Here is a 20,322-nt window from a genome sequence, read left to right as displayed (position 1 = left end):
AGTGGAACTGGCCTATTACTCGGACTACGCCGTTCGCCTGGTCAACACCGAACAGCCCGAGCGCGGCGGCGACACCCTGACCTCGGTGGAGGCGGTGCGCGAGCTGTTCGGACCGTCCCAGCAGATGGCCCGCCGGGCGACCGAGAGCGACGTGACCCGCCTGCGCGCGGTACGGGCGCGGCTGCGCGCCGTCTTCGAGGCCGCGGACGAGGGCGACGAGGTGCGGGCCGTGGACCTGCTGAACGCGCTGATGATGGAGTTCCCGGTCAGCCCGCAGATCTCCGGGCACGAGTTCCGCGACGAGGACGGGCGCCCCAAGTGGCACATGCACATCGCCGACCACGCGGCCAACGCCACCGCCGGCTACACCGCCACCGCGTCCATGGGCCTGGCCATCCAGCTCACCGACCTGGGCGTGGACCGGCTCGGCATCTGCCAGGCACGCCCGTGCCGCAACGCCTACCTCGACACCTCGACCAACCGCTCCCGGCGCTACTGCTCCGACCGCTGCGCGACCCGCGCCAACGTCGCCGCCTACCGGGCCCGCAAGCGCCAGGACGGCGAGCGCTCGGCCCGTACCGGCCGGACCGCGGAGACCACCCAGGACAGCACGCCCGACAGCGAGCGCTGAAACCCGCGCGGCGGCCGCACCCGCACCCAGGCGCGGGCGACCACCAGCTCGTCGGGCACCACGCCGAACTCCCGGCTGTCGTTCTCCACGAACGGGTTGTCGCCCTGGACCCACCAGCCGTCCCCGCGCCGTTCCACGGCCCGTTTGACGATCAGCAGGTCCTGCCGGAACGGGTGGCGCAGCACGACCACGTCACCCGGCCGTACCACCGCCCCGTACTGGACCACCAGCTGGTCGCCGGGCCGCAGCGTCGGCACCATCGACGGGTTGTAGACCTCGGCCAGGCCGAAGGCCCGCAGCCATCCCCTGCGCTCCCGTGCCTGCTCCTCCCCCTGCTCCGGCCCGCGTTCTTCCAGCCGCTCCGGCATCCGCCACACCTCCCGGTCCGGGCCCGGTGACCGCCACGGCCCGGTCGTCCGCTCCCGGTCCCATCCTCCATCAGTCCCAGCCTCACACCGGCCTTTTGCCCTAAGACCCCCGGGGCACCCGAGAAAAGGCTTCCCCGGGCGAGTAATCTCGCACCTGAGAAGACGATCACGAGGAAGGACTGAACATGCTTTCCCGCCTGTTCGCCCCCAAGGTGAAGGTCAGCGCCCACTGCGACCTGCCCTGCGGCGTCTACGACCCGGCCCAGGCCCGTATCGAGGCCGAGTCGGTCAAGGCCATCCAGGAGAAGTACCAGGCCAACGAGGACGCGGACTACCGCACCCGCGCCGTCGTCATCAAGGAACAGCGCGCGGAGCTGGCCAAGCACCACGTCTCGGTGCTGTGGAGCGACTACTTCAAGCCCCCGCACTTCGAGAAGTACCCGGAGCTGCACCAGCTGGTCAACGACACCCTCAAGGCGCTGAGCGCCGCCAAGGGCTCGAACGACCCGGCCACCGGCCAGAAGGCCCTGGACCACATCGCCCAGATCGACAAGATCTTCTGGGAGACGAAGCAGGGCTGACCCGCCCGCGGGCCGGTCCGGCCGCGCGTCCGTCACCGGGACCGCGCCCGCCCCGGCCCCCTTCGCGTCACCGCACCCGGTCCGCGCGGCGCCCTCCCGGCGCCCCGCGGGCCGGGTGCGGCCGTGTGCGGCGGTTCCCACGCGGTGGCGCATCCGCGTACCCGCCGGTCGGTCCGCCTTTCGATAGGCTCGGAACGTGACGACAGACCGCTGCCCGGCGGACCACTACGAGGTCCTGGCCGTCGCCTCGTCCGCGGGCGGGATCAAGGCCCTGACCGCGGTCCTCGGCACGCTCGGGGCGGACTTCCCCGTTCCGGTCCTGGTGGTCCAGCACCTCGACCCACGGCACCGCACGGTCATCGCCGAGGTCCTGGCCCGGCGCACCGAGATGCGGGTCAAGCTGGCCGAAGCGGACGAGCGCGCCCGCTCCGGCACCGTCTACATCGCTCCCCCCGACCGGCACCTCCTGGTCGGGCCCGGAGGTACGCTGACGCTCTCCGGCAGCGAGCTGGTCCACTTCCTGCGCCCCTCCGCCGACCTGCTCTTCGAGTCGGTCGCCGGGGCGTACGGGGCGCAGGCGATCGGCTGTGTGCTGACCGGGACCGGCAGCGATGGCGCCATGGGCGTGGACGCCATCAAGTCACGCGGCGGCACGGTGATCTCCGAGGATCCCCGTACAGCTGAATTCAAGGGAATGCCAGAGGCAGCGGTGGGTACGGGATCGGTGGACTTCGTGCTGCCCCTGGAAGAGATCGCCGCGGTCATCCGCGGTCTTGTCGAGACCAAGAGGCAGTAATGGGTGAAGCTCGGGACGTCGAGGCGGATGAGGAACTGGAGGAGTTGCTCGGTTTTCTGAGGGACGCCCGCGGCTTCGACTTCACCGGTTACAAGCGCTCGTCGCTCGGCCGGCGCATCCGCAAGCGGATGTCCGATGTCGACGCCGACACCTACGCGGATTACCGGGATCGCCTGGAGACGAACGCCGATGAATTCAACGCGCTCTTCAACACCATTCTGATCAACGTGACGTCCTTCTTCCGGGACCCCGACGCCTGGACCTTCCTCCAGCGCGAGGTGGTGCCCGAACTGCTGGCGGACACCGGGACCGACGAGGAGATCCGGGTGTGGAGCGCGGGCTGCTCCAGCGGCGAGGAGGCATACTCCCTCGCCATCATGTTCGCCGAGGCGATGGGCGTCGACGAGGCCCTGAACCGGGTCAAGATCTACGCCACCGACGTGGACGAGGAAGCGCTGCGCGACGCCCGCTCCGGCCTGTACACGTCCAAGTCGCTGGAGCCGCTGTCCCCGGAGCTGCGCGAGACCTACTTCGAGCAGAACGGCACCCGCTTCAACTTCCGCACCGATCTGCGCCGCCGGGTGATCTTCGGGCGGCACGACATCACCCGCGACGCCCCGATCTCCCGGCTGGACCTGCTGGTCTGCCGCAACGCGCTGATGTACTTCAACGTCGAGGCGCAGCGGCAGATCATCGACCGGTTCCACTTCGCGCTGCGCGAGCGCGGCTTCCTCTTCCTCGGGAAGGCGGAGATGCTGCTCAACGACGCGGACCGGTTCGAGGTGCTGAGCATGCGCCAGCGCGCGTTCCGACGGCGCCCCGGGGACGCCGGCCCGCCGTACCACTCCGCGCCCGCGAAGATCCGGGTGGGGCTGGGCAGCGAGAAGCTGACCACCGCGGCCCGCAGCCGGCAGCTGCGCGACCTGATCCTCGACGCCAACCCGGCCCCGGCCATCGCGGTGGACGGCGAGGGCACCGCGGTGCTCATCAACAGCCAGGCCCGCGCCCAGTTCGGGCTCACGTCCAACGACATCGGCCGGCCCTTCCAGGACCTGGAGATCTCCTACCGGCCCGTCGAGCTGCGCTCGCTGATCGAGCAGGCCACGCACGAGCGCCGCACACTGCGCGTCAACGGCGCCGAGCGGCGGGTCGGCGAGGAGGTCCAGTACTTCGACATCCTCATCCAGCCGCTCATGGGAGCCAACGGGCTGCTGGCCGCCACCAACATCACCTTCAGCGACGTCACCGTGTCCACCCAGCTCAAGGCCGAGAACAAGCGCGTGCGCGAAGACCTGGAGACGGCGTACGAAGAGCTCCAGTCCACGAACGAGGAACTGGAGACCACCAACGAGGAACTCCAGTCGAGCATCGAGGAGCTGGAGACCACCAACGAAGAACTCCAGTCGACCAACGAGGAACTGGAGACCACCAACGAAGAACTCCAGTCGGGCAACGAGGAACTGGAGACGATGAACGAGGAGATGCGCACCCGCACCGAGGAGCTGGACGAGGCCCGCGCCTTCCTCGAAGGGGTCGTCACCAGCATCGCCGCGGGCGTGGTCGTCCTCGACAAGGACCTGAAGGTCAAGAGCTGGAACCGCGGCGCGGTGGACATGTGGGGCCTGCGCCCGGACGAGGTGATCGACGAGCCGTTCTTCTCGCTGGACTTCGGGCTGCCCACCGAGATGCTGCGCCCGGCCGTCGAGAAGTGCCTGGAGTCGGGCAAGCGCACGTCCCCCTCCCGGATCTCGGCCGTCAACCGGATCGGGCGGGCCATCACCTGCAACGTGCTCTGTTCGCCGTTCGACCGGCACAACGGCGGCGTGGTCCTGTTGCTGGAGGCCGACCGGGGCGACACCAACGACTGAGCGCCACCGGGAGCGTACGCTGTGGACATGGTTCGGGGCTCAGGCAGGGACGTCCAGGCGGAGCTGGCGCGCCGTCGTGCGGCCAGGGCCCGGCAGCGTGCCGAGTACGCCGCCGCGTGCGCCGAGCAACAGGAGATCCTGGCCGCCTCGGTCGGCGGGGAACTGCACCAGCATCTGGCGGACGCCTACCGCCGCTCCGCCGAGTGCCACCTGTCCTCCGCGCGTCTCCAGGAAGCGTACGCCGAGCGGATGACCGCCTGGGCCGGCGACGAGACCAGCCGGCCGCGCTTCATGACGGGCGTGGCGGAGGCGTGCGGGACCCCCAGCGCGGCCCTCACGCTGATGAACGCCGACCACGGCCAGCTGTCCGTCGCCTCGTCCGACGAGCCCTCCCGGGCCGCGCAGGACCTGGAGTTCGTGCTCGGCGAAGGGCCGGCCCACGACGCGTCGGTGAGCGGCCGCCCGGTCGCGGCGAGCGGGCGGGCCATCGAGCGCCGCTGGCCCGCCTACGGGCCCGCGCTGACCTCGCTGGGCATCCGCGAGGTGCTCACCGCCCCGCTGCGCACGGAAGGCAGCTGCATCGGCGCGCTCGCGGTCTTCGACCCGGGTGCGGGTCCGGGCACCGCCGACACGCTCACCGTCATCGCCGACGCCCTCACCCGCACGGTGCTCCTCGGTCCCGACGCCGACCCGGAACTGTACGACGGCGCCGACCACCGCGACTGCGTCCAGCAGGCCGCCGGCATGCTCTCCGTCCAGGCCCGCTGCCGGGTCCAGGACGCACTCGCGCTGATCAAAGCACGGGCATTCACCGACGGGCAGACGCCGGAAGCCGTCGCGCGGCGGATCATCGACGGCACGCTGAAACTCGCCCAGGGCAGCTGAACCCACGAGGGGACCTCAACCCATGACCACAGCTCCGCATCACCTCGCGTCCGTGTTCGTGGAGCTGGCGGGCGGCGGCGCGCCGGGGCCACCCGGCGTTCCCACCCTGCTCGCCCGGCTCACCGAGCGCAGCCGGGAACTGCTCGCGGTCCGGGCGACCGCGGTCACCTTCGCCCCCGGCTCCCGGGACGCCCCCCAAGTGGCGGCCTCCGAGGCCGGCGTACGCCGCCTCGAACAGGACGCGATCGCCTGGCAGGAGGGCCCGGGCCACGCCTGCCGCCGCTCCGGCCGCACGCTCGGGGACACGCCCCTGAACGGGACGACGGCCCGGCAGCGCTGGCCGCGCTACGCGCCGCGCGCGCTCCGGCTGGGCTGCACGCGCGTCGCGGCGCTGCCGATAAGGGGCCACCTCGGACCGGTCGGCTCCCTGATCCTGCTGGCCTCCCGGCAGACCCCGCTGACCGGTGACCTCATGGCGCTGGGCCAGTCGCTGGCGGACTTCGCCGCGGTGACACTGCTGCGCGAGCACGAGGTCGAGGCGGGCCGGGTGCTCGCCGCCCAGCTGGAGCACGCCCTGGCCAACCGCGTCGTCATCGAGCAGGCCAAGGGCGCGCTGACCGCGCGGCACGCCCTCTCCCCCGACGCCGCGTTCACCGTGCTGCGCGGCTACGCCCGCTCCCACCAGCGGCTGCTGACGGAGGTCGCCCGCGAGGTCGTCGAGGGCCGGCTCGACCCGGGGCGGCCGCGCGAGTAACGGACCACGCGGCCGGCCTGCTCTGCAAGGGTTCGTCAAGGCCCGTGCAAGAAGTGCGCCGCGATGGCCGGGCAGCACCCCCCGCGTACGGGATCCGACCGAGGACCCGACGCGAGCATGGGGGAGTTGGTATGTCCGTCACGGACTTCACGGCCACGGCCGGCCGGGTGGCGCCCGATCAGGAGCGGCCCGCGGACCGGCCCGTTCCGGCAGGCACCGGCCCGGCGCCGCAGGGCGCCGTACGGCGCGACCCGGACCAGTGGCCGACGGTCTCCGGCACCAAGCGGGTGCTGGTGATCGTGCACACCGAGGTGTACGGCAGGCGGCTGCTGGATCTGCTGCCGCTGCTGGAGTGCGACCTGCGGGTCGAGGTGACCTTCACCGTTCCGCCGCACGCCTTCGACGCGGGCGCGCGGCGGCTGCTGCGTGCCCTGGGGGCCACCGTCGTCCCCTGGGAGACGGCCGTACGCACCGGGTTCGACCTGGCGCTGGCCGCCGGGTCGCAGGGCATCGAGCAGGTACGGGCGCCGCTGATCCGGATCTCGCACGGCGCCGGGCACCTGTCCCTGGCCCGGGTGGCCGACGGGGTGCGGCCCGGCAGCCGCGGCCCCGGCGGCATCACGGGCCGGCGGTATCTGATGTGGGGCGGCCGGGTGGTGCCCCGTGCGGTGGCGCTGGCCCACCGCGACGACCTGGCGGAGCTGGCGCGCTGGTGCCCGGAGGCGCTGCCGGCCGCCGAGGTGGTGGGCGACCCCTGCCACGACCGGATCCGGGCGAGCCTGCCGCTGCGCCGCCGCTACCGTACGGCACTGGGCCTGCGGCGCGGCCGGAAGCTGGTACTGGTGACGTCCACCTGGGGGCGGCGCTCGGCCTTCAACCGGCTGGACGCGCTGCTGCCCCGGCTGCTGGCGGAACTGCCGCGCGACACCTACCGTACGGCGCTGCTGGTCCACCCCAACGTGTGGTCGCGGTACGGGCACTGGCAGCTGCGCGCCTGGCTCGCCGGGTGCCGGCGGGCGGGGCTGCACGTGCTGCCGCCGGACGCGGACTGGCGCCCGCCGCTGATCGCCGCCGACTGGATCATCGGCGACTACGGGTCGGTGACGCTGTACGGGGCGATGTCCGGCGCGCCCATCCTGCTCAGCCGCTTCCCGCACGAGGACGCCGATCCGGCCTCGCCCGGCGTCGAGCTGGCGCTGACCGCTCCGGCGCTGTCCCCGGCCCACCCGCTGGAGGCCCAACTGCGCTACGCGGCCGAGGAGTACAGGGCCGAGGACTACGCGCGGATCGCCGCGCGCATCACCTCCGAGCCCGGCCACTGCCATCGCAACTTCCGCCGTCTGATGTACCGCGTGCTCGGCCTGGGCCAGCCGGCCTGCCCGCCGGTGACGCCGCCGCTGCCGATGCCCGCGCCGCTGGACCCGGCGGGCGCGGGCGGGCACGGCGGAGCCGGGGACGCGGAGGTGCCCGCATGACCGCGGCCCGCCTGCCGGGGGTCGCGCCGACCGCCGTCGCGGTGCTTCCGGCCGCGGTGGTCCGGCCGGTGGCGGTGGCGCTGGTGGACACGCCGTCGGGTACGCACGTAGTGGTGATCGGTGACCCGGCGGGGACGTACGACGGGGCCGGTTCCGGTGCCGGTTCCGACGAGCACTTGGCCGTCGATCTGGACCGCTGCCCGGACGAACGACGGCGCTCGTGTGCCGACGCGTTGCACGGCGGCGGCGCCGAACCGGCCGTACTGACGCTGCGGCGCCACCCCGGCTGCCTCGTCGTCGTCCGGCGGCGCACGGCCCGTACGGCCGAGGCGGTGGTCCGCGACGGCACCCGGCTGGCGGTGACCGCGACCGGGCCCGCGCCGGCCGGTCCGCGGGAGCTGCGGCTGCTCGCGTCGCTGCTGCACGGCTGGCTGGCGGAGGGGCTGCCCGTGGAGGCGCTGCGCTCGGTGCGGTTCCTCGATGCGCGGTACGGGCCGGGTCAGGGCGCCGCGGGCGGTGGCGCCAGGTTCCGGATGCGTTCCTCCAGGCGCCGGGCGTCGCTCGGGCTGAGGGAGGCGTAGCGGTCCAGGGAGGCGTCGTAGCGGTCACGGGCCGTTGCGGCGTCACCCCGGTCCTCGGCGGTCTGGCCCAGCATCTCCAGGACCCGCGCCTGCCAGTGGAGCGATCCGGTGGCGCGGAACTCCTCCAGCGCCTGGGCCAGCAGCCGTTCGGCGGTGGGGTGGTCCCCTATGGCCTCGTGGGCGTGGGTCCGGCCGAGATGGGCCAGGGCCCGCGCCGCGTCGTACGGGTCGGGTACGGCCAGCAGGTCGGCGCGCGCCCGGGTGAGCAGGGTACGGGCCAGCCGCGCGCGGCCGGTGGCAAGGGCGATGTCGCCCAGGCACAGGCGGGTGAGGGCCGCCCCGCGGTGGTGGCCGATGGCTTCGCGCAGGGACAGGGCCTCGGTGAACAGGGGCTCCGCCAGCGACAGGCGGCCGGCCAGCCGGTGGCTCTGGGCCAGGCCGTGCAGCGCCTGCGCCTCGGCCTGCCGGTCCGCCCTGTCCCGCGCGTCGTGCAGGGCTTCGGTGAACCAGGCGACCGCCTCGTCCAGCTGTCCGGCGTTGTACAGGCCGCTGCCGCCGGTGGTCAGCATCCGGCTCACGCCCTGCGGGTGCCCGGCGCGCCGGGCGGCCTCCAGGCCGATCCGGTGGGCCTCGATCCACAGGTCGTACGGGCGCAGCCGCAGGAAGAGCGGCTGGAGGGAGTCGACGAGCTGCCAGGTGACGGAGTGCCACGCGCGGTCGGCGGCGGTGCGGACGGCGGCCATCAGCCGGCCGCGCTCGGAGTCGAGCCAGCGCAGCGCGGTACCGGCGTCGGCGAAGGCCAGTGGCTGGGCGCGGAAGACGTAGGTGCGGTCGAGGCGGCGGTGGGCGGGTGACAGGAGCGCGCGGGCGGCCGTGGCGGTGGCCAGGTACCACTCCAGGGCCCGCCGCACGGTCCGGTCCCGTACGGCGGCGGTCTCCTCCCGTTCCGCGCACTGGGCCGCGTGCAGCCGTACGAGGTCGTGGAAGCGGAAGCGGGCGGCGCCCGTGGCGTCGTCCGGGCCCAGGTCCTCCAGCAGGTGGGCCTCGGTCAGGTCGTCCAGGAGGCGTTCGGCCCCGGACGGCGGGACCGCGCAGGCCGCCGCCACGAGCGGGCCGGTCAGGACGGTCAGCGGGGGCAGGGCGAGCAGGCGGTACGCGCCGGCCGTGGCGGGCGGCAGGCAGCGGTACGACTCCTCCAGCGCCGAGCGCACCGCGCGCTCGCCGCCCAGTTGCAGCACCTCCAGGCGCCCGGTCTCCTGCGTCATCGCACCGGCCAGGGCGGCGACGGTCTGCCGGGGGCGGACGGCCATCCGGGCCGCCGCCACGCAGACGGCCAACGGCAGCCCGGCGCACAGGTGGACCAGTTCGCGGGCGGCGGCCGGCTCCCGGTCGACCCGCCCGCCGCCGACCCGGCGGCCGAGCAGTTCCACCGCGGCGCCCGTATCGAGGGTGCCGAGCTGGTGGAAGACCGCGCCGTCCACGCCCAGCCCGGTCAGGCGGCTGCGCCCGGCCACGGCCACCAGGCTGCCGGCCGCGCCGGGCAGCAGCGTGCGGACCTGGGCGGCGCTGACCGCGTTGTCGAGCATGACCGCGATGCGCAGCCCGGCGGTCAGCGTCCGCCACAGCGCCGCCTGTTCGGCGGTCTCCGCCGGGACCTGCGCAGTCCCGAGGGCGCGGAGGAACGCCCCCAGGACCTCGCCCGGCCGCACCGGGCCGCCGGGCGCGTGGCCGCCGAGGTCCGCGTAGAGCTGGCCGTCGGGGTAGTGCTCGGTCAGGCCTCGCAGCCAGTGCGACACCAGGGTGGTCTTGCCGACTCCGGCGGGGCCGGTGACGGCGATGAGCAGCGGGCCGGCCGCGAAGTGGCTCCCGCGCAGGGCGTCGAGCGCCGCGAGGTCGGCGGCGCGGTCGGTGAAGTGCGGCGGGGTGCCGAGGAGTTGGCGCGGTACGGGGCGCGGCGCGGCGGCCGGCGGGAGGTGGATGGCGCCGTGGATGGCGCCTGCCTGGATGACGTGGCCGGTGACGGCGGTGGAGTCCTTGATGACGTTGGCCGTGCGCCTGGCATCGGGTGCCCCGTCGGCGGCGTCGGTCACGCGGTGCCGTAAAGCCGCCAGGAATTGTGCGAGGGAGGGGCTTTCCCTGGCGAGTTCGGCGGCCAGCGCGGCCAGTTCGCGTACGGCAACTTGATCGTCCGGCGCCGCGGCGGCGCGGGCGATCAGATCCGCGGCGGCAATTCCCGACGCGGGAAGTGCCGCGCCGAGTTCGGCGATCACCGTCCGCCATTCCGCGGGGCGGCGTGCCGCATCAGCCAGCACCGCCGTCACTTCCGTCACCGACATCGGCACCCCGGCCACCGCCTCCCCCACCCGCGCGGTCCCCGACCCACGTCCCCGGAAACCGGTGACCGACCGCTGGGGAAGGTCTACCCGCGTCATGGGGGAGTCATGGGGAAATCATGAGGAAACAGCCGGGGGCTCCTTCGACCGGCATATTCCGGCCACCCCGCAGGATCAAGGAACGGTCTCTGGTGAGCGCGGGTGACGACGTGCCATTCTGAGCCGTAAGTGAGCGGGGCGTACCGGAGAGAAGGTTCGCTCGTGCACGTCGACATCCGGGTTCTGGGCCCCGTGGACATCCGGCTGAACGGCCGCCCCGACCCCCTGGGATCGCTCAAGGAACGGGCCCTGCTGGCCGCGCTGTCGGTGGACGCGGGCCGTCCCGTGCCGCTCGACACGCTCATCGCGCGCCTGTGGGACGACCACCCGCCCGCCAAGGCCCGCGCCGGCCTCCACTCGTACGCCGCCCGCCTGCGCCGCAGGCTGCGCGCGGGCAACGGGAGCGCCGCGCTCACCCAGCAGGCACACGCCTACACCCTCGACGTGCCGCCCGGCCGGGTGGACTGCCACCGCTTCCGGGACCTGGCCGACCGGGCCCGCGCGCTGGCGGACGACGGGGACGACTCCGGTGCGCTGGCCGTCTTCGAGGAGGCGGAGGCGTTGTGGCGGGGTGAACCGCTGTGCGGTCTGTACGGGCTGTGGGCCGAGGGCGTACGGGCCCGGCTGGCCGAGCACCGCCTCGCCGCGGCGCTGCGCCGGGTCGCCATCGGGCTGCGCCGGGGCCGGTTCGCCGAACTCACCGCGGAGCTGGCCGCGCTGTGGGAACAGCACCCCACCGACGAGGACCTGGTGGCCCAGCTGATGATCGCGAACTACGGCTGCGGGCGGCAGGCGGACGCCCTGCGCGCGTACGAGACGACGCGGCGGCGGCTGGCCACCGAGCTGGGTACCGCGCCGGGCGCGGCGCTGGCCCGGATCCACCGGCACATCCTGGACGGCGCTCCGGCCGACCGGCTGCTGCCGCGCGGCGCGCCGCCGCCCGCCGCCGCGGCTCCGGGCCCGGGTGCGCCACCGGTACCCGACAACCTGCCCAGCCACGGCGAACTGGTCGGCCGCGAGGACGAGCTGCGCGTGCTGACCTCGCCCGTACGGGACGGCGCGGTGATCGCGCTCCAGGCCATCTCCGGCATGGCGGGCGTCGGCAAGTCGCTGCTCGCCGTACACCTGGCCCACCGGCTGGCGCAGCGCTACCCCGACGGCCGGATCTACCTCGACCTGTGCGCCCACGCACCCGGCCGCCCACCGCTCACCCCGGAGGCCGCCCTGGCCGCGCTGCTGCGCGTGCTCGGCGTCCCGGCCGGCGGCATCCCCCGCGACCTGGACGCGCTGACCTCCCTGTGGCGTGCCCTGCTGAGCAGCCGGCGCGCCGTGGTCGTCCTGGACGACGCGGCCGGGCCCGACCAGGTCAGGCCGCTGCTCCCGGTCGGCTCCCGGTCGTTGACGATCATCACCAGCCGGCGTCGGATGGCGGGAGTGCCCGGGGTGCGCCCGGTCTTCCTGGACGTGCTGCCGCCGCAGGACGCGGCCACGCTCTTCGTCCGGCTGGTCGGCGACGACCGCGCGGGCGACCCTTCCGAGGTGGCCACCGTGGTACGGCTGTGCGGGCGCCTGCCGCTGGCGCTCGAACTGGCGGCGGGGCGGCTGGTCTCCCGCCCCTCCTGGACCACCGCCCACCTCCTCCAGCGGCTCTCCCGGGGGCCCGGCCGCCTCGGCGAGATACGCGACCCGTACCGCGACATCGCCCGCGTCTTCGAGATGTCGTACTGCACGCTCGACGACGGGCAGCGCACCGTCTTCCGGCTGCTGGCCCTGCACCCGGGCCCGCAGTTCGGCCCGCACGCGGCCGCCGCGCTGACCGGGCTGCCGCTGGACGCGGCGGAGCGGACCGTCGAGGCGCTGCTGGACGCGCACCTCGTCCAGGAGCCCGAGGCGGACCGCTACCAGTACCACGACCTGATCGCCGAGTACGCGCTCACGCTGGCCGCCGCGGACCCGCCGGAGGTGCGCGAGGCAGCCCTGCACCGGCTGTCCGCGTTCTACCTCTGCGCGGCGGACCGGGCGGACCGGCTGGTCAACCCGCGCCGCTCGCGCCTGGACGTGCCACACCCGCCCGACCCCGGGCCGCTGCCTTCGTGGAGCGGGCCGCAGGAGGCCAAGGAGTGGCTGGCGGCGGAGCATCAGGCGCTGTTCGCCGCCGAGCAGCACGCCCGTACGCACGGGGCCCCGGACCGCGCGGCCTGGTTCGGCCATGTCCTCGCCGCCTTCCTCGACACCGAGGGCCACTGGGACGAGGCCGAGCGCATCCACCGGCACGCGGCGCTGTACTGGCAGCAGAGCCGCGACCGGCGCGCGGAGGCCCGGGCGCAGACCGACCTGAGCACCACGCACGCACACGCCGCCCGCTATCCGCAGGCGGAGGCGGCCGGGCGGCGGGCGCTGGAGCTGGCCCGCGCGGTGGGCGACACCGAGGCGGAGGCGGAGGCGCTGCAGAAACTGGGGGTGCTGCACTGGCACCGGGGCGAGTACCGCTCGATGCTCGCGGTGCAGAGCGCGGCGGTGGAGCTGCGGATGCGGTCCGGCGACCGCTGGAACCAGGCGCGCAGCACCAACAATCTCGGGATCGCGCGTCTGCATCTGGGGGATCCCGCCGCGGCGATGGGGCACTTCCGGCAGGCGATGGCCATGTTCCGGGAGACCGGCGACAAACGGGGCGAGACCCAGTCGCTGAACAATCTGGGGGACACGCAGCTGCACACCGGGGAAAGGGAGGCCGCGCGGGCCTCTTTCGCCCAGGCACTCGCGACCGCGGCGGAATCCGGCAGCCGTTCGGAACAGGCGATGGCGCGAATCAATCTCGCGTCCACGTTCCGCATGCCGCAGGAACTCGGCGCGGCCCTGGGGCTCTACGCGGAAGCACTGCGATCCTTCCAGCAGCTGGGCGACCGCAGGAACGAGACCATCACCCTCGTCAATATGGGTGATTCGCTGCGCGATTCGGGAGAATTCACGGCGGCGGGACAGCATTACGAGAATGCTCTGGAACTGGCGCGGTCCATCGGCGCGGGCCTGGAGGAGGCGCAGGCGCTGCGCGGCCTGGGCGTCACCGGGCACCGTCTGGGCCTGCTGGAGCTGTCCGCCGGCCGCCTGGAACTGGCACTGGGTGTCGCCCGCCAGACCGGCTCTCCCGAGGAGGAGGCCCGCGCGTGCGACGCGCTCGCGGAGCTCTACCTGGCGAACGGGGACGGGGAAAAGGCCGGTGCGTTGTGGCGGCGCGCACTGGAGTTGTTCGAAAGGCTGGACGTGTTCGAATTTCGGCGGCTGGAGGAACGGGTGAGCGAGGTGGCGGGAGTCGATCTACGCGAATAGATGTTCGCGAAGTCTTGTCTGGTGGACCGAGTTTGACAGGATCGGCCCGGTGACTGTTGGCTGACGCCCTCACAGAACAAGGTCAGTAACAGAAACCAGAAAGTCGATCCGACTTGCCCATTTCCGAACCGCCGGTGATCGCGCACATATCCGAACACGCCGTACCGCGCGCCGACTCCCGTACCGGCCGGGATGTCGGACCCGCCGCGTTCCCCGACGGCCTGCCGTTCCACGTCGTCATGACCCCCGAGGAAGCCACCCGGCGGTTCGCGCAGCCGAAGAACGAGGTGTGCATGCCCTCCTGAGGAGGGAGGCGGGGGCGGGCGCGCCGCCCCCTCACCTCCCGATGGCCAACGGCCCCTCATTCCGCACCAGCCACTCCCGGTACGCCGTGCTCTCCCAGGCCACCTCCATGTACGAGGCGGTGAGGTCGGCGAAGAGGGCGTCGGCGGGGGCGGCCGGGGCGGCGCCGGGGCGGTGGGCCATGAAGAGGCGGACGGCCAGCGGGTCGCCGCGCAGGGGGCGGACGGCCATGCCGTACCGGGGGCGGGAGGTCGGCTGGCAGGGGGTGACCACCTCGCCCGCCGCGACCAGGTCGGCCGCGGTGAGATAGTCCCCGTGCACCACCCGGGGGTCCAGGCCCGCCGCCGCGAAGACCCGGCGCAGCCCGGTCCACTCGCCGTCCACCGACGGGTCGACCATCCACTGGTCACCGGCCAGGTCGGCGAGTTCGACCACCGGGCGGCGGGCCGCCGGGTGGTCCGCGGGCAGCGCGACGAACTGCGGTTCGCGCGCGAGCAGTTCCCGCTCGACCAGCCCGTCGGGGCGGCGCAGCGGCGCCCCCTCCACCTCGTGGACGAAGGCCACGTCGAGCTGGCCCATCGCCACCATCTGGAGCAGCGCGTTGGCGGACACGTCGATGCGGATGGTGGTGTCGGTGTCGGGCAGCCTGGCCCGCAGCCGCCGCAGCCAGCCCGCCACGGCCCGGCTGCTGGTGCTGCCGATGCGCAGCCGGGAGCCCGCCCGCAGCGAGGTCGAGGCGATCTCGTCGACCAGCGCCCGCATGTCGGCCACTATCGGCCGGGCCCGGCTCAGCACGGAGTGCCCCAGCGGCGTCGGCCTGCTGCCGGTCCGCTCGCGGAAGAACAACTGGCCACCCAGGGCGTTCTCGATGCGGCGGAGCTGTGCCGTCAGGGAGGGCTGGGTCATGCCCAGCTGCCGGGCCGCCTTGCGTACGCTGCCGGCGTCCGCGATGGCGCACAGCGCACGAAGGTGCCTCACTTCGAGCTCCACGGCCGGAGCATAACGACGTTTGCGCACGTCACACCAGACTCTCCGGCCAGGCCGAGGGCTCTTTCCGCCAGGGGTATCACCTGGTGCTATCGCCATCTGTGATCTCCGCACCCCCCGTGGGTCTCGAACAGACTCTGCCGCACCACGAGTTCATCCGCAGGGCCCCGGCCGCCGCCCCACACGGCGGCCGTACGGCCCCACGGACGATAAGGAGTCCCCCCACATGAGATCTCCCAAGACGGCTCTGTCGGCAGTGCTCGGCCTCGGTCTCGCCGCCACGCTGGCCGCGGCGGCCCCGGCGACGGCGACCGCCGCCTCCGCCCCCCAGACCCACCGGGTCACCGCCGCCTACGCCGGCTCGGCCGCCGAGAAGGCCGACACCAAGGCGTTCTTCGAGGCCGTCATGAAGTCGGTCAAGGCCAAGCGGGCCGCGCACCCGAATCTGAAGACCGTCACCGTCACCTACGACGCGAGCGCGGCGCCGACGTTCCAGAGCCAGATAGCCAAGAGCGCCCAGATCTGGAACGGCGCGGTGCAGAACGTCAAGCTCCAGGAAGGCAGCGGCGGCGACTTCCAGTACCGCGAGGGCAACGACGCCCGCGGCTCGTACGCCAGCACCGACGGCCACGGCAAGGGCTTCGTCTTCCTGGACTACCAGCAGAACCAGGAATACGACTCGGTCCGGGTGACCACCCACGAGACCGGCCACGTGCTGGGCCTGCCGGACCACTACGAGGGCCCGTGCAGCGAGCTGATGTCCGGCGGCGGCCCCGGCCCGTCCTGCACGAACTCCCAGCCGGACCGGACCGAGCGGGCCAAGGTGGACCAGCTCTGGGCCAACGGCCTCAAGGGCGTACGCTTCTGACCGGCGTCCTCCCCCGGCAGGTCCGGTAAGGCGTGACCACGCCACGGACCCGGGAAATTACGGTGCGCGAGCACCGTGGAGCGACAACACCTACGCGCGCGGCGGGTTCCTCGGAGCCCTGCCGCGCGCGTACGCGTTCCGCGCCGCGCGCCGGGCGCGCTTCGTACCGTTGCGCCGTGTCTCAGTGCGCCGGTCCCCGGCTCCACGCCTCCAGTTCGGGCTCTCCGTCGTCGGAGCGGCGCAGCTGCCCCGCCAGCCGCCACCCCCAGGCGCGTACCGCGGAGCGCGCCGCGCCGTTGGCGGTGTCGACGAAGGTGACCACCAAGGTGGCGGTACTCCGCAGGAGCAGTGACTCCTGGAGCCGGGTGGCGACGTGGCCGCGCCGGTGCGCGGGCAGCACCATCAGCTCGGCGACGACGAACACCCGCCCGGAGGCGGTCAGTTCCTCCAGCTCATGGGGGACCCGCCCGTTGATCTCCTGCCACCACCGGGCGTCCCGCTCGGCGGGGAAGCCGTAGGCGCAGCCCACCAGCGCCGGGTCGCTGGCGATCACCATCTCGAAGCCGGGGCGCTGGACGTGCTCGGCGAACCGACGCAGAAAGGCCCCCCGTTCGCGGAACTCCTCGCCCGAGGGCTCGCGGTACGCCTCGACGTACAGGTCGGCCATGGCCTCGCGCTGTGCCTCGGCCTGCCACCTGGTCAGGCGCCGCAAGAAGACTTCTGCCATCCGGTCCTCCCACAAGGTCCCAGAAATCACCTTCGGTTGAGGAAGTACTCCTCCACGAGGCCGCTGTCGAGCGTGCCGTCGACGACCTCGCGGGCCAGGTCGGGCAGCCGGCGGCGGTGGGCGCGCGCGTAGGACCGGAAGCTCTCGAACGCCTCGTCCACGCTCGTCCCCCAGCGCTCGGCGAGGATGCCCTTGGCCTGTTCGATGACGATGCGGGAGCTGAGCGCGTTCTGCAACTGTGTGCGTTCGACGTGGCTGCGCTCCAGACTGCGCTGCTGTATGACGGCGACGGCCAGCAGGTCGGCCAGGGAACGGGCGAACGCCTCACACTGCTCGCCGAGGGGTTCGGTGCCCGAGCAGAAGAGGACGACGACGCCGACGGAGCGGGAGCGCAGCCGCATCGGTACGGCGTGCGCCGTCAGGTATCCGCGCTCGCGCGCGCGGGCGGTGAACCGCGGCCACCGTGCGGCGGTGCGCGGGTCGGTGAGGACGATGCCGGTCTCGGCAGCGCCGTTGCGGTAGCAGTCGTCGTACGGGGACCGCTCGCCGTGGGCGGCCGGTTCCAGCAGGCGGGCGGTGTCGGCGGAGGCCGCCATCACGTGCAGCCGGTCCTGGGCGTCGGCGAGGAGCACGGCGGACGCGTCGGCGCCGACCAGGTCGGCGCAGTGGGCGGAGAGCCGGCGCAGCAGGTCGACGGTGTCGAAGTCGCCGACGACTCCCCCTGGCAGGTCCCCCCGAGCCGTCGCCAGGCGTTCATCCCGGGCCATGGAAACCATCCCTCTCCGTCGTCGGCCGGTGGTGGCCCGTACATCGTCTTCGGGTAGCGGTCGCATGGCTACTATGCCCCGGGCAAACCACTCGGGGGGAGACCCAGGGCAACCCGCGGTTCACGGGGCGCAGTTCGCCATTTGGTCGCAGCGCGCGTCCCGCACGGTGGCGTAGCGGGGGAAGCGGCCGGTCAGCCGGGTCGCGCGGAGCAGGGTGGCGATGCCGCGCTGCGCGTGCACGACGCGGAGCCAGCCGCCCTGTTCCACGGCCCAGGCCTGCGCGTCGCACAGCTCCCGCAGCGCGGAGCAGTCCATGAAGGTCACCGCGCCGAGGTCGACGATCAGACGGGGCGGGCCGGTGGAGCGGCGGTGGCCCCGCCGCAGCAGGTCCCGGAAGCGTGGCGCCGTCATGAGGTCCAGCTCGCCTTCGGGCCGCACTACTTTGACCCGGCCGGCGCCGGTCCGGTGGTGGAGGTCCATACGGTGGAGGTCCATAGCGCTCCCGCCCCTGAATTCACACATGCACGTACTGACTGGTATTCGTGCGAACCGGGGTCCGGGGCACCGCGCCATCAGCGTATTCCGGCCCGGCGTCGGGCGACGGTGAAGAAAGGTTCCGTTCGAAACTCGGCCCCATTCGTTCACCCGTGCGGGTGCGGCGTCGCACGGGCGAGCCCACCCGGCGCGCCCGGTCCCGCGCGTACCGCTCAGGCCCAGAGGACGTGGGCGAGTCCCACACCGGCGAACACCGCGCCGAGGGCGGCGGCCACGCTCGCGGCCGCGTTGGCCGCCGCGGGCCACCGCGCGCCGTCGGCGGCCAGCCGGAGCGTCTCGTACGAGAAGGTCGAGTACGTCGTCAGCGCGCCGCACAGGCCGGTGCCGACGAGGAGGAGCAGCCGCGAGGAGCCGGCGCCCGCCGCCACCGCCCCGGTGACCAGGCCCAGCACCAGCGAGCCGGCGACGTTGACCGCGAACGTCCCCCAGGGGAACACCGTGTCGTGCCGGGCCTGCACGAAGCGGTCGGTCAGGAACCGCAGCGGCGCCCCGGCCATCGCGCCGGCCACGACGAGGAGCCAGTTCACCGGGCGGCTCCCCCGTCCGCCGGGCCGTCGCCGTCCGCGCCCGGACGGGCCCCGTACCGGATCACCTCACAGGGTTCGAGGGTCACCAGCCCCCCGGTGACCAGCTCGTCCAGTTGCGGCAGGAAGCCGCGTACCCGCTCCTCGGTGTCCACGACGACCACCGCCACGGGCAGGTCCTCGCTGAGCGAGAGCAGGCGCTGGGTGTGCACGACGGAGGAGGCGCCGAAGCCCTCGATGCCGCGGAAGACACTGGCGCCCGCGAGACCGGCGGCGCGGGCGCGGTGCACGATCTCCGCGTACAGCGGCTTGTGGTGCCAGGTGTCGCACTCGCCCAGGTGGACGGTCAGGCGCAGCGCAGCGCCGGTGGTCCCGCTCATGCTTGTCGCCCTTCTCGTCCGTGCCGGGTCAGTACGCGGCGGGTGCCCGTCAGCGCGGCCCACGCCGCCGCCAGCGCGCCGAGCAGGGTGGCCGCGAGGTAGGCCAGGGCGAGGGCCGCCCGGCCGGTGGTCAGCAGGTGCTCGGTGTCCACGGCGTACGTGGAGAAGGTCGTGAAGCCGCCGAGGACGCCGGTGCCGAGGAAGGGGCGCAGCAGCTGGTGCGGGGCGCCCCGTTCGCTGATCAGTGCCATCAGGACGCCCATGAGGGCGCAACCGGTGATGTTGATCAGCAGGGTGGTGACGGGGAAGGTGCCGGGGGCGGTGGGCCACAGGAGGCCGGCGCCGTACCGGGCGGCCGCGCCGATGCCGCCGCCGAGCGCGACGGCGCCGACGACCGGCCACTGGCCCTGCCAGGGCGGCACGGGGCGCGGGCGTTCCCGGGGCGGTTCGGCGGTGTGCGGTACGGCCGGGGCGGAGGTGGTGCCGGCCGTCAGGGGGCGGGGGGCTCCGGTGCTCATGCGTCTCCTACTCGCGCGGTGCGTGCGTGGCTGCGTTCCGCTCTGCAAGCAGGGACCGTCGGCGGTCTCCGGCGACCGCGGTTCGGGTCCGGCGGGCCCCACCGCCGGGCGGTGATCCGCTGATCACCGGCGCCTTCAGGCTAACTCCGGGCGTTTGACACCGCCAAACATGGGATGTTCCCATCACCGGTGGAATCGAGAGGGAGGACGGCGTTCATGCCGCTGCGCAGCACCGCCCGCACCAGCCTGGTGGACCTGGTCATCGAGCAGATGGAACGGCTGATCGCCGAGGGCGAGTGGGAGGTCGGCGCGAAAATCCCCGCCGAGCCGGTCCTGGTCGAGACGCTGGACGTGGGCCGCAACACCGTCCGCGAGGCGGTGCGCGCCCTGGTGCACACCGGGATGCTGGAGCCGCGCCAGGGCGACGGCACGTACGTACGGGCCAGCAGCGACTTCGGGGCCGCGGTGCAGCGCAGGCTGCGCCGGGCCGCCGACCTGGAGGCGTACGAGGTCCGCGCCTCGCTGGAGCGCGACGCGGCCCGCTACGCGGCGCTGCGCCGCACCGGCGAGGACCTGGCCGCCCTGCGGTCCGCGCTCGCCGAGCGGGACCGGGCCTGGTCGAACAGCGACGTCGGCGCGTTCATCGACGCGGACGTGCACTTCCACCGGACCGTCGCGGCGGCCGCGCACAACAGCGTGCTCGCGGAGCTGTACGAGCACTTCAGCGACGCGCTGCGCGGCACCCTCCAAGCCGTCGTCCGCCGGCCGCTGCCCGATTCCGTACGCCACCAGTTCGACGCGCACACCGCCATCGTCGACGCCATCGAGGCCCGGGACCCGGACGCCGCCGAACGCGCCGCGCTGGAGCACCTGACCGAGGCCATGGACGCGCTCCGCGAGGCGCGGCCCGAGGACGGCGGCGGCGATCCGACGGCGGACGCGCCCCATACGTGAAGCCGGTGGCGGACGCCCCGGCACGTGAAGCAAGCCAGGAG

General features: G+C 73.6%; 21 protein-coding genes. 12 read left to right on the top strand and 9 right to left on the bottom strand.

The features are described 5' to 3' along the window. Position 1 precedes the first annotated feature (1 nt). On the top strand, positions 2-631 hold the full coding sequence (locus tag IH45_RS0124450; RefSeq protein ID WP_030672308.1) for a CGNR zinc finger domain-containing protein: 630 nt from the start codon (positions 2-4) through the stop codon (positions 629-631). Here the strand turns inward: IH45_RS0124450 and sodX are convergent. Then, complete coding sequence (gene sodX, locus IH45_RS0124445; protein WP_030672306.1) at positions 535-999, bottom strand: nickel-type superoxide dismutase maturation protease; 465 nt, start codon at positions 997-999, stop codon at positions 535-537. The two genes, IH45_RS0124450 and sodX, sit on opposite strands and share 97 nt — an antisense overlap. 185 nt (positions 1,000-1,184) lie before the next feature. On the opposite strand from sodX, the gene sodN reads away from it, so the two are divergent. From sodN to IH45_RS0124410, 7 genes are all read left to right on the top strand, one after another. Then, on the top strand, positions 1,185-1,580 hold the full coding sequence (sodN, locus tag IH45_RS0124440; protein WP_030650303.1) for a superoxide dismutase, Ni: 396 nt from the start codon (positions 1,185-1,187) through the stop codon (positions 1,578-1,580). A gap of 196 nt (positions 1,581-1,776) precedes the next feature. Further along, a complete protein-coding gene (locus IH45_RS0124435; protein WP_030672303.1) occupies positions 1,777-2,376 on the top strand; it encodes a chemotaxis protein CheB in 600 nt (199 codons plus the stop codon). Next, positions 2,376-4,244, top strand: a complete 1,869-nt coding sequence (locus IH45_RS0124430) for a CheR family methyltransferase (RefSeq protein ID WP_030672300.1) — start codon at positions 2,376-2,378, stop codon at positions 4,242-4,244. The genes IH45_RS0124435 and IH45_RS0124430 overlap by 1 nt, the downstream gene beginning before the upstream one ends. A gap of 27 nt (positions 4,245-4,271) precedes the next feature. Further along, positions 4,272-5,129 carry a GAF and ANTAR domain-containing protein gene (locus IH45_RS0124425; protein ID WP_030672297.1) on the top strand — a complete coding sequence of 286 codons (858 nt, stop codon included), beginning with the start codon at positions 4,272-4,274 and terminating at the stop codon, positions 5,127-5,129. A gap of 22 nt (positions 5,130-5,151) precedes the next feature. Further along, positions 5,152-5,883, top strand: a complete 732-nt coding sequence (locus IH45_RS0124420) for an ANTAR domain-containing protein (RefSeq protein ID WP_030672294.1) — start codon at positions 5,152-5,154, stop codon at positions 5,881-5,883. A 131-nt stretch (positions 5,884-6,014) separates the two neighbouring features. Continuing rightward, positions 6,015-7,358, top strand: a complete 1,344-nt coding sequence (locus tag IH45_RS0124415; RefSeq protein WP_030672291.1) for a hypothetical protein — start codon at positions 6,015-6,017, stop codon at positions 7,356-7,358. Beyond that, positions 7,355-7,939, top strand: a complete 585-nt coding sequence (locus IH45_RS0124410; RefSeq protein WP_030672287.1) for a hypothetical protein — start codon at positions 7,355-7,357, stop codon at positions 7,937-7,939. Before IH45_RS0124415 ends, IH45_RS0124410 begins: the two co-directional genes overlap by 4 nt. Here the strand turns inward: IH45_RS0124410 and IH45_RS0124405 are convergent. Beyond that, positions 7,858-10,371 (bottom strand): ATP-binding protein, encoded by a 2,514-nt coding sequence (locus IH45_RS0124405; RefSeq protein ID WP_234440651.1) that lies wholly within the window; start codon positions 10,369-10,371, stop codon positions 7,858-7,860. The genes IH45_RS0124410 and IH45_RS0124405 overlap by 82 nt on opposite strands. A 162-nt stretch (positions 10,372-10,533) precedes the next feature. On the opposite strand from IH45_RS0124405, the gene IH45_RS0124400 reads away from it, so the two are divergent. Both IH45_RS0124400 and IH45_RS1000000148915 read left to right on the top strand, forming a co-directional pair. After that, positions 10,534-13,698 (top strand): AfsR/SARP family transcriptional regulator, encoded by a 3,165-nt coding sequence (locus tag IH45_RS0124400; RefSeq protein WP_030672281.1) that lies wholly within the window; start codon positions 10,534-10,536, stop codon positions 13,696-13,698. Between the two features lie 113 nt (positions 13,699-13,811). Continuing rightward, on the top strand, positions 13,812-14,003 hold the full coding sequence (locus IH45_RS1000000148915) for a hypothetical protein (RefSeq protein ID WP_158813251.1): 192 nt from the start codon (positions 13,812-13,814) through the stop codon (positions 14,001-14,003). A gap of 31 nt (positions 14,004-14,034) precedes the next feature. On the opposite strand, the gene IH45_RS0124390 is transcribed toward IH45_RS1000000148915, so the two are convergent. Then, positions 14,035-14,979 carry a LysR family transcriptional regulator gene (locus tag IH45_RS0124390; protein ID WP_030672278.1) on the bottom strand — a complete coding sequence of 315 codons (945 nt, stop codon included), beginning with the start codon at positions 14,977-14,979 and terminating at the stop codon, positions 14,035-14,037. A gap of 235 nt (positions 14,980-15,214) precedes the next feature. On the opposite strand from IH45_RS0124390, the gene snpA reads away from it, so the two are divergent. Beyond that, complete coding sequence (gene snpA / locus IH45_RS0124385; RefSeq protein WP_030672275.1) at positions 15,215-15,856, top strand: snapalysin; 642 nt, start codon at positions 15,215-15,217, stop codon at positions 15,854-15,856. Positions 15,857-16,037: 181 nt separating this feature from the next. On the opposite strand, the gene IH45_RS0124380 is transcribed toward snpA, so the two are convergent. From IH45_RS0124380 to crcB, 6 genes are all read right to left on the bottom strand, one after another. Continuing rightward, positions 16,038-16,583 carry a GNAT family N-acetyltransferase gene (locus tag IH45_RS0124380; RefSeq protein ID WP_050515147.1) on the bottom strand — a complete coding sequence of 182 codons (546 nt, stop codon included), beginning with the start codon at positions 16,581-16,583 and terminating at the stop codon, positions 16,038-16,040. Positions 16,584-16,609: 26 nt separating this feature from the next. Then, complete coding sequence (locus IH45_RS0124375) at positions 16,610-17,350, bottom strand: GAF and ANTAR domain-containing protein (RefSeq protein ID WP_234440650.1); 741 nt, start codon at positions 17,348-17,350, stop codon at positions 16,610-16,612. A 120-nt stretch (positions 17,351-17,470) separates the two neighbouring features. Then, a complete protein-coding gene (locus IH45_RS1000000145425; RefSeq protein WP_050515146.1) occupies positions 17,471-17,845 on the bottom strand; it encodes an STAS domain-containing protein in 375 nt (124 codons plus the stop codon). 212 nt (positions 17,846-18,057) lie between these two features. Continuing rightward, positions 18,058-18,432, bottom strand: coding sequence for a fluoride efflux transporter FluC (locus IH45_RS0124365; RefSeq protein ID WP_030672265.1), 375 nt, complete (start codon positions 18,430-18,432; stop codon positions 18,058-18,060). Then, on the bottom strand, positions 18,429-18,809 hold the full coding sequence (locus tag IH45_RS0124360; protein WP_030672263.1) for a DUF190 domain-containing protein: 381 nt from the start codon (positions 18,807-18,809) through the stop codon (positions 18,429-18,431). Before IH45_RS0124360 ends, IH45_RS0124365 begins: the two co-directional genes overlap by 4 nt. Next, entirely contained in the window at positions 18,806-19,327 is a 522-nt protein-coding gene (gene crcB, locus IH45_RS0124355) for a fluoride efflux transporter CrcB (protein ID WP_030672260.1), read from the bottom strand. Before crcB ends, IH45_RS0124360 begins: the two co-directional genes overlap by 4 nt. A 216-nt stretch (positions 19,328-19,543) precedes the next feature. On the opposite strand from crcB, the gene IH45_RS0124350 reads away from it, so the two are divergent. Further along, positions 19,544-20,281 (top strand): FadR/GntR family transcriptional regulator, encoded by a 738-nt coding sequence (locus IH45_RS0124350; RefSeq protein WP_030672257.1) that lies wholly within the window; start codon positions 19,544-19,546, stop codon positions 20,279-20,281. Positions 20,282-20,322 lie beyond the last annotated feature (41 nt).

Origin of the sequence: Streptomyces rimosus subsp. rimosus, assembly GCF_000720725.1 — a bacterium.
GTDB classification, from domain to species: Bacteria; Actinomycetota; Actinomycetes; order Streptomycetales; family Streptomycetaceae; genus Streptomyces; species Streptomyces rimosus_A.
The sequence above is the reverse complement of the archived record's forward strand: the minus strand, read 5'-3'. Positions and strand labels throughout refer to the sequence as shown.